Source organism: Burkholderia lata (assembly GCF_902499025.1).
Classification (GTDB): domain Bacteria; phylum Pseudomonadota; class Gammaproteobacteria; order Burkholderiales; family Burkholderiaceae; genus Burkholderia; species Burkholderia lata_C.
The window spans coordinates 136570-143596 of the sequence record NZ_CABVPW010000023.1 but is presented as its reverse complement, the minus strand read 5'-3'; the positions used below and the strand labels follow the sequence as shown (position 1 = coordinate 143596).

Annotated in this window: 7 protein-coding genes; 6 read left to right on the top strand and 1 reads right to left on the bottom strand. The window is 57.5% G+C overall.

Features of this window, described 5'->3' with window-relative positions:
• Window positions 1–380: 380 nt before the first annotated feature.
• The 6 genes from BDI24065_RS23270 (at window position 381) to BDI24065_RS23245 (ending at window position 3199) form a co-directional block, all read left to right on the top strand.
• A complete protein-coding gene (locus tag BDI24065_RS23270) occupies window positions 381–716 on the top strand; it encodes a hypothetical protein (protein ID WP_175033204.1) in 336 nt (111 codons plus the stop codon).
• Between the two features lie 219 nt (window positions 717–935).
• A complete protein-coding gene (locus BDI24065_RS23265; RefSeq protein WP_175033203.1) occupies window positions 936–1196 on the top strand; it encodes a hypothetical protein in 261 nt (86 codons plus the stop codon).
• A 113-nt stretch (window positions 1197–1309) separates the two neighbouring features.
• A complete protein-coding gene (locus BDI24065_RS23260; RefSeq protein WP_175033202.1) occupies window positions 1310–1639 on the top strand; it encodes a hypothetical protein in 330 nt (109 codons plus the stop codon).
• 122 nt (window positions 1640–1761) lie between these two features.
• On the top strand, window positions 1762–2109 hold the full coding sequence (locus BDI24065_RS23255) for a hypothetical protein (RefSeq protein ID WP_175033201.1): 348 nt from the start codon (window positions 1762–1764) through the stop codon (window positions 2107–2109).
• A gap of 346 nt (window positions 2110–2455) precedes the next feature.
• Window positions 2456–2752, top strand: a complete 297-nt coding sequence (locus BDI24065_RS23250; RefSeq protein WP_175033200.1) for an H-NS histone family protein — start codon at window positions 2456–2458, stop codon at window positions 2750–2752.
• Between the two features lie 243 nt (window positions 2753–2995).
• Window positions 2996–3199, top strand: coding sequence for a hypothetical protein (locus BDI24065_RS23245; protein ID WP_175033199.1), 204 nt, complete (start codon window positions 2996–2998; stop codon window positions 3197–3199).
• Window positions 3200–4992: 1793 nt separating this feature from the next.
• Here the strand turns inward: BDI24065_RS23245 and BDI24065_RS23240 are convergent.
• Window positions 4993–6885, bottom strand: a complete 1893-nt coding sequence (locus BDI24065_RS23240; protein ID WP_175033198.1) for an SAM-dependent methyltransferase — start codon at window positions 6883–6885, stop codon at window positions 4993–4995.
• Between the last annotated feature and the right edge of the window lie 142 nt (window positions 6886–7027).

The window sequence follows — 7027 nt, the reverse complement described above, 5'->3', positions numbered from 1 at the left end:
CGCTTGCCGCTCATACTGACCTCCTCGGTTGCCATAAATTATGGCTCGAAGATGTCTACGAAAGGCTGGCCGGTCCAGAGTTTGAGCGGCGCTACGCGCTAAACGGCTCGTGAGTGTCTATGAAACTCTGGCCGGTCCAAAGATCGATACCGGCACATCTCCCGGGCGTCTCAAGCTGGAGCCGAAAATGCCGATATAGGACCTGATGGGCAAACCAGTTCCTTGAGCTCGCCAAATACGCTCCATTGCTACTACGAGTGCCAGCTTCTCGCAATCCCCAAAAGACGGTCAATTTCGCACAGCTTTTGGGGGAAATGACGCATTTGAATGGACTACCATAGCGTCGACTTAAGCCGATTCCATACGCAGAGAGATCGCAAATGTCAGCCAGTTCCACGATGATCGGTCGAATTCGTGAGTCCATGAAAGGTGCCACGGCCGGGGGCACTGCGCGCTTGATGGCGCTTGGACTTCCGATCACCACGATGATTCTGCTGTTCTCGATCGCCGCCACATTGGGGCGACCGATGCCTAAGAACGGTACGGCCGTCATTCTGACGCTGTTTGCCGCGGACCTCGTCGCGGCGCTCCTCGTTGCAACCGTCTCGAACGAGGACAATTCACTGACAGACGGCGATAGGCTCGTCTTGATGGCTGCCGCTACCATCAGCGTGGCACTTGGCCTCGTGACCGCCTCCTACTTCTGGGTCATGTAATCTCTGGGGATACGATGGATGAGAAGATCGAACCGCTTGTGTTCACGCCTCACACAAGCGACGTGGGCCACACCTGTGTGATTGACACGATTGGCAGCGGCAAGACAGTGCCTGCTGAACTGGCGAGGCTGTGGGCTGCTGGACATCCGGGCGGAAGTAGCTCACTCGCCCCGGCCGACGACAGCCAGAGCGCAAGATAAGACGGATCGGACGACGTCCTTGAAGACGATTCGATGGATTCTCGCGACCTATTTGCCAATGCCAGCGGCACTGGCGACGGCGCTTGAGGACGGCACCGTACGTACTTCCACCGACGCCGAAGGAGCGACCGCGTATTTTATTGCGCCAGGAGTTGCAGACAAGGTGACAATTCGCCGCGCAATCACACAACGGAAACTTTCGGAATTGCTTGCAGTATGTGCTTTCGGTATCGCTGTCGGTACGGCGTTGGCAGGCATCGCCGAATTTTTCTCCGTGTGATCGGCACGCCTCAGCAAGCAAGTTGGAGAAGCGCCATTTTGTCCGTCCCTAAGTTCGTCTCTCAGTACATGCGGCGCATAGGAAACGCCGACAGCGCGTCGAACAGGAAAACCATGTCTCTACTAAGTTTTGTGAAATTTCCCTACCGGATGCCCGACGGCTTCGAGGCGGTCGATTCCTACGACACCAAAGATATCTTGCCGTCGGAGTTCAAGATGCGGTCTTGCGTGGTGACTGCGGACGGGCGACTGATCTGCGATGAAGACGGCGATCTTCACTACGACGGCACCATGGCGATTGGCAACGTTGACCGTCGCGTGTACCTGCTCGATTTTGAATCAGGCTCGTTGAGAACGATAGGATGCTTCGAGTCGGACGGTAGCGTGCGGAAGTACGATTTTGACGCCTCCAGCTATCTTGCTGATAACGCTGCTAAAGCGTAGCGTCACGCAGGATAACCATCGGAAAAGCGGCGCATGCTGTGTCAAAGCCATTCTCAAATTTCCCGTTGATTCTTGGTACTTGCGGCCGGCTGTTGCGTTCGCTCAAATAAAAGGAAGCTGATATGCCAGCGGTCAATGACGAAACCACGACCGATCCGTTCGTAGTTCGGTACGTCTATCGCTGCGCCAAATGTGGCTATGGCAGCCAAGTGTTTTTTTCGGGCCGCAGTCGCAATGGAGATACGGTTCCATGCGACAGTTGCGGCACAAACGTCTCTGTCAGCCGGGATTGGGCTGTCATTCGACGCTATGCGAAAGACATTGATCGGCTTGCCGAGTATGTTGATGAGCAAGTAAACGACCTGAAGCAAGCGTTGCCGGTCGCTGCGATCCAAGAGATTGCCGACCTTGCGCGACGAATAAACGAGCTTGCGAACTCAGTCAAAGGTGTTGGGTCGACGGATGGCTGAATTTGTTGCACAGAATCCGCCTGGAAGCCTTGAGCTACCGTCGCCGGATGCCCGAAAAACGCAACAGCTGTAAACATACTACAACCAGCTCGCGCGATAATAACATTTATGTAAAATTCAGTAGGAATACGAATTACTTTCCACGCCCGCAGACCGGATGTCAAGCGGGCGACTGCACTTTCGCCCTGATCGTGGTTGCTCCCGCAAATGGGTAAGCTGCCGATGACGCTGTCGATTGCGCCACCTTCAGGAATATAATTGCCCCGTCTTGGTCGACTGCCTTTCGCTTTACCGAGAGGCTACTCACCGACTGATCAATTTTCCACATGGAGATCCCTTCACACTCATGGCTACCTATCTCGAACTCAAAGCGCAGGCAGAAGCTCTGGCACAGCAAGCGGAAGAAGCCCGGCTCGCCGAACTGGACAGCATCATCACGACGATGCGTGAACAGATCGCCGAATACGACATCACACCAGAGCAGCTTTTCGGGCGGCGCCGTGCCGTTGCGACAAACACGCGGGCGCCGATCGCGCCGAAGTATCGCGACCCGAAGACCGGCGCGACCTGGAGCGGGCGTGGCAAGGCTCCCCAATGGATTGCGGGCGCGAAGAACCGCGATCGGTTCTTGATCGAACAGTAAACCGATAGGCAGTTGGGTACGATGTCGTCATCCTTACCCGGCGGGACATACTGGGCGACGTGTCGTGAGCGGACTGTCTTTGCCGCCTCGGCAAACGGTCACGGAGACGTATTTCCGCGCGCAGAGATGATCGCGAAAAATGGATGGGCTACCTTCGCACGTGACGGCGCCGAAGTGTGGAACTGCAGCGCGCGCTACGCCACTGCGCACTTCGACGTTCAGTCCACTTAGGAGGATCTGCCGATGAGCCAGCTTGTTCAGATTGCGCCGGGTGTCGTGTTCTCCGCCGATGTACTCGGGGCCGACTGGGCACGCAAGTATCAGCAGATCAGCGAAATCGAAGTGCCAAACGGACATGCACAATCCGCAACTCGACGGGGCCCGCCCGCGAAGGAAGCCGATCAAGCGATCCACGAAAGCACTTCGAGCCAGATGTCGTTGTTGTAGACGACGGCCGGTCAGCAAAACCTATACCCTTCGGCCTCGCATAGAGAAGACCAAGCGGCGCACGGTCATTGTTCAGCCAGCTGCTCGACCCCGTCGAATTCCCCAAAAAAAGTCCCGCTGCCCTGGAAGTGGGGCCGGCGGCCGCCGCGCTGTGCGCGGACGCGGATGGCCGGCGCGCCTTAACGTGGGGTGACCTTGATTTCTATAAGAATTTCCGGTTCGCGCAATCCAACCTACATAAGCCCTTGCGGACCGGCCCTAATAAATACTACTGAGAAATCAAATGGTTGCTGTCTGGGCGACCAACTGGTGCTACGGGGCAACATGTGGCTGCCGATTGCTCGCGGCTTTAATAATTCAGAGGGTGTAAGACCGGTGTTCGGAGCGGATGTGGTCAGTCCAGTTCGGCGGCGCCGAACACAGTCGGCGACATGGCAACCAGCACCGTCGAAGTCCGGCTACCCAATGGTGGTGCGACGTTGCCTCCTGGAATGGGACGGATCTCGCGAATTCACAATGCGTGATCTGTCGCTCCACTGGAATGATAACCCGGCAACCACCGTTGTCGTTTCAAGATTGGAAGGCAGAGGTGAGCAAGATGCGCGCGGTGTACGACGCGCCGCTCGCCGTCGATCAGATTGAGCAGATCGTTCGTTATTTGAGCGAGATTAACGGAAAACCGTAGGTTAATACTGAATATATAGTTTGTCGAAGACGAATCCCCTTGAGCTTCAATGGAGTAGGGGGTTGGGTTAAACTTTAAACTGCGACTTAAATTCTCGGTCTTGCACTAAGTCATAAATTTATTAATTATCAGCTATGCCTTAAGTGACCACGTCCCGGTGAACAGCGCTCCGGAAACTACTCCGATAGTCGTGAGCGCCACATAGGCGATGTGCAAATGCTGATGCGACGCAAGTCCACGGGTGCCATACGTCAGGATGCCCAGGCTGGCAAGACATGCAAGGGCTCTCAGGGGAAACACAGTTGAACGCATTGTTTCGCTTCTCCAGTGACGCTGGTCGCACTGCGGGGTTAATGGAACCAGGGCCATTCATCGATGTTGTTGTGCACGTGGACCGCCTAGCGTGGCTACGCTGTACTGTCTGTGCTCGCGCGTACACGGAGGACACTCGTCAAGCAGACGCACAAGGAGCGGGAGGTCATGCGGACGACGCGTAGAATACTAAAGCATGGGTAGCTCGAATAGTTGCTGGAATCCCTCACATACCGGTCAGCACCTCGTGCGGCCCAGCACCCCGCGGCCGGACCTGCTGCGGCGCACCAGTTTCTGGGCTAACCGTTTCGGCGCGCGACTTCTAGAATTGGAGAACGGGTCTGCATAGCGATGCAGTGGAGGGCGACAGCGGAGGTTGCCGTGGATTTGCGGTTCTCTTGGGGGTGGTACTTCCTGGCGTTACTTGGTGTGATGGCGTTGAGTCTCGGGCTGACGGCACTCCGGGCGGGGGAGGCTAACAGGAAGAAGCGCGACAAGCGTCCCGATAAATAACAAGCGGCTTATGTCGGCGCATGCATCGCGTGACTAGCCGATATGACGCGCTCCGCCAAGGTGAGCGCTCGATGCCTCTAAGCTGCGTAAGTCGACACCTGATCTCACAGTCAGCGTCAGATCAGGTCTGAGATCGCTCGGCCCTCACTTCGTCACGCGCCGTGATCGACCCGGAGCAGTCCTTCAATGTTCCCCGAAGGAGACGTTGAAATCAGTACGTGGTCGAAGTGCAAGTCGAGCATATCTGGACAGGGGTATGGAACGCCTCAGCCCGGGAAGTAGCTCAGACCGTTGCGAGAATCAGACGCGCGGGTGTCACACCGATGAGCAATCCGTCATCGCGATTCGCAAGATAGCGCTGGTTCAACTCCTCGAGAGTCCACGCATTGGTACGGCTGAATCCCAATGCACCCAGCGTCTCGGTAATGGCGGCCGGTTCAAAGAAAGTTTTCCACGGCTCACCGCGCTCGGCGAATTGCGCCGTCAACTGCTCCATCGCGATACGCATGATCGGCGGCAAGCTCGAAAGTGGCGTTACATACTCGAACAGGACCGCACTGCCTTTGGCGCAACCGGCGATGAAGCGCAACGTCTCGATGACTGCGACCTCGTCGAGATACATCGTCACGCCGAGCCAACTGAAAATGGCCGGCGAATCAGCATCGAAACCCGCACGCGCCAATCCCTCTGCCAGCCTGACGCTCTCGAAGTCGACCGGCACGAAATGCAGCGACTGCGGCACTGCTATGCCGGCCTCGCGCAGACGGGCCTGCTTCCACTCCTGTGTTGCCGGCAAATCAACCTCGAAGATACGAGCCAGTGTACCGGGATACCGGAACGCGCTGGTATCGAGCCCCGCCCCGAGAACCACGTACTGGCGAATACCGCGTTCGACAGCCTCGCCCCACACGTCATCGGCAAGACGGCTGCGCACGATCACGGAGCTACGCATTCCCACCGACGTCGGATCGCGGAACCGGTCGATGTTGTCACGCAGCACCTTTGCTTCGGTGGCACCGAGAATGGTCAGCGCAACAGGATCATCAAGCACCAACGGCCGATCAAGCAGTTGATGCGCGGCCCGCTGCGTCGCCACCATCAACGCGCTCGGCTTGGGTCCGGCGTCGACTGGCGACATGTCGCGGCCGACGATATGCGCCTTGTGCAGATAGGCCAACAGCGAATCGTCGAGGCCCACGCCCAGTTGCAGATCCGGTTCACGCATCAGGGCATCGCGCACGCGCGCCTCCAGGACTGCGTCATCTCCGCAAAAGCTGTCGCGAAACAGTTGCTGCCAGCGTTTGACGATCGCCTGTACCGGCGCGGCACTGGCATCGACGCCCGCTTCCATATTTGCCCTCAGTTCTACCACCAGCGCCGGCCACGCATGATTTTTCGCGGTGGCGAATTGGCGACGCCGCACCTCGTCGGCCTGTTCTGGGCTGAGGTACTTGGCGAACAGCGTGCAACGCGCGTGCATGAAGGCCACGTCGATCCATTCCAGCATCTCTACCGTAATGCCGACGATCTGCCTGGCGCGAGGCTCGTGGAGCTGCATCAGCATCAGCTTGGTCGCGAGGTCTGGGTCGTTATGGGTCATTCGGATCACGAGCCTGATCCAGCGCCAGGCCAAAGCCTGGGCCGCCTCGCTTTCGGTCGGCAGCGCCTTCTGCATGGCAACGCGCACCTCGTCTATCAGAACGGTCCATGCCGGATCCAACGGCGGTACCGTCTCATGCCCGGATGCCAACAGCGCATCGAGTTCATCGTCATCAAGATGCTTTTGGTACATGTTCATCAGCTCCAGAGCGTTCATCCAATCGGCCGCCGCGATCTCACTGCCCGCGGAGACCATGTCAACGATGTATTGCAAGTGACGGCCAAGACGCTGCGCGCGTAATGCCTGCGCATTCAGCTCAGCGATCTGACGTTGCAGAAGCTGCAGCGGAATGAGTGTTGGTTGCCCATCGAGGCTGGCCTTGATGTCCGGCAGCGAATACCCGAACCGTTTCAGGGCCTCAATGCGATGCAGACGGATCAGGTCGTCCTGCCCATATAGGCGCGCGCCTCCGTCTGTACGCTGCAACGGTGACAGTAGTCCGATTGCGTCGTAGTGGTGCAGGGTACGGACACTCAATCCCGCCTTCTTCGCCAGTTCGCCGATTTTTAGTCGCATTGTTTTCTTAGTCGTCGGTGTCAACCATAAAAGCTAACGTAGAGTCAGGTGCAAATGGAAAGAACCGACGTCTGAACGCGCGTGGGCAGCATAGGAGAGCGTTCGCTGGCCCGACTGAACCCAGCGACGAGTTGCCACCAGA

Coding starts and splice junctions, on each gene's coding strand:
- BDI24065_RS23270 (WP_175033204.1), top strand. CDS start 381: ATGTCAGCCAGTTCCACGATGATCGGTCGAATTCGTGAGTCCATGAAA.
- BDI24065_RS23260 (WP_175033202.1), top strand. CDS start 1,310: ATGTCTCTACTAAGTTTTGTGAAATTTCCCTACCGGATGCCCGACGGC.
- BDI24065_RS23255 (WP_175033201.1), top strand. CDS start 1,762: ATGCCAGCGGTCAATGACGAAACCACGACCGATCCGTTCGTAGTTCGG.
- BDI24065_RS23250 (WP_175033200.1), top strand. CDS start 2,456: ATGGCTACCTATCTCGAACTCAAAGCGCAGGCAGAAGCTCTGGCACAG.
- BDI24065_RS23245 (WP_175033199.1), top strand. CDS start 2,996: ATGAGCCAGCTTGTTCAGATTGCGCCGGGTGTCGTGTTCTCCGCCGAT.
- BDI24065_RS23240 (WP_175033198.1), bottom strand. CDS start 6,885: ATGCGACTAAAAATCGGCGAACTGGCGAAGAAGGCGGGATTGAGTGTC.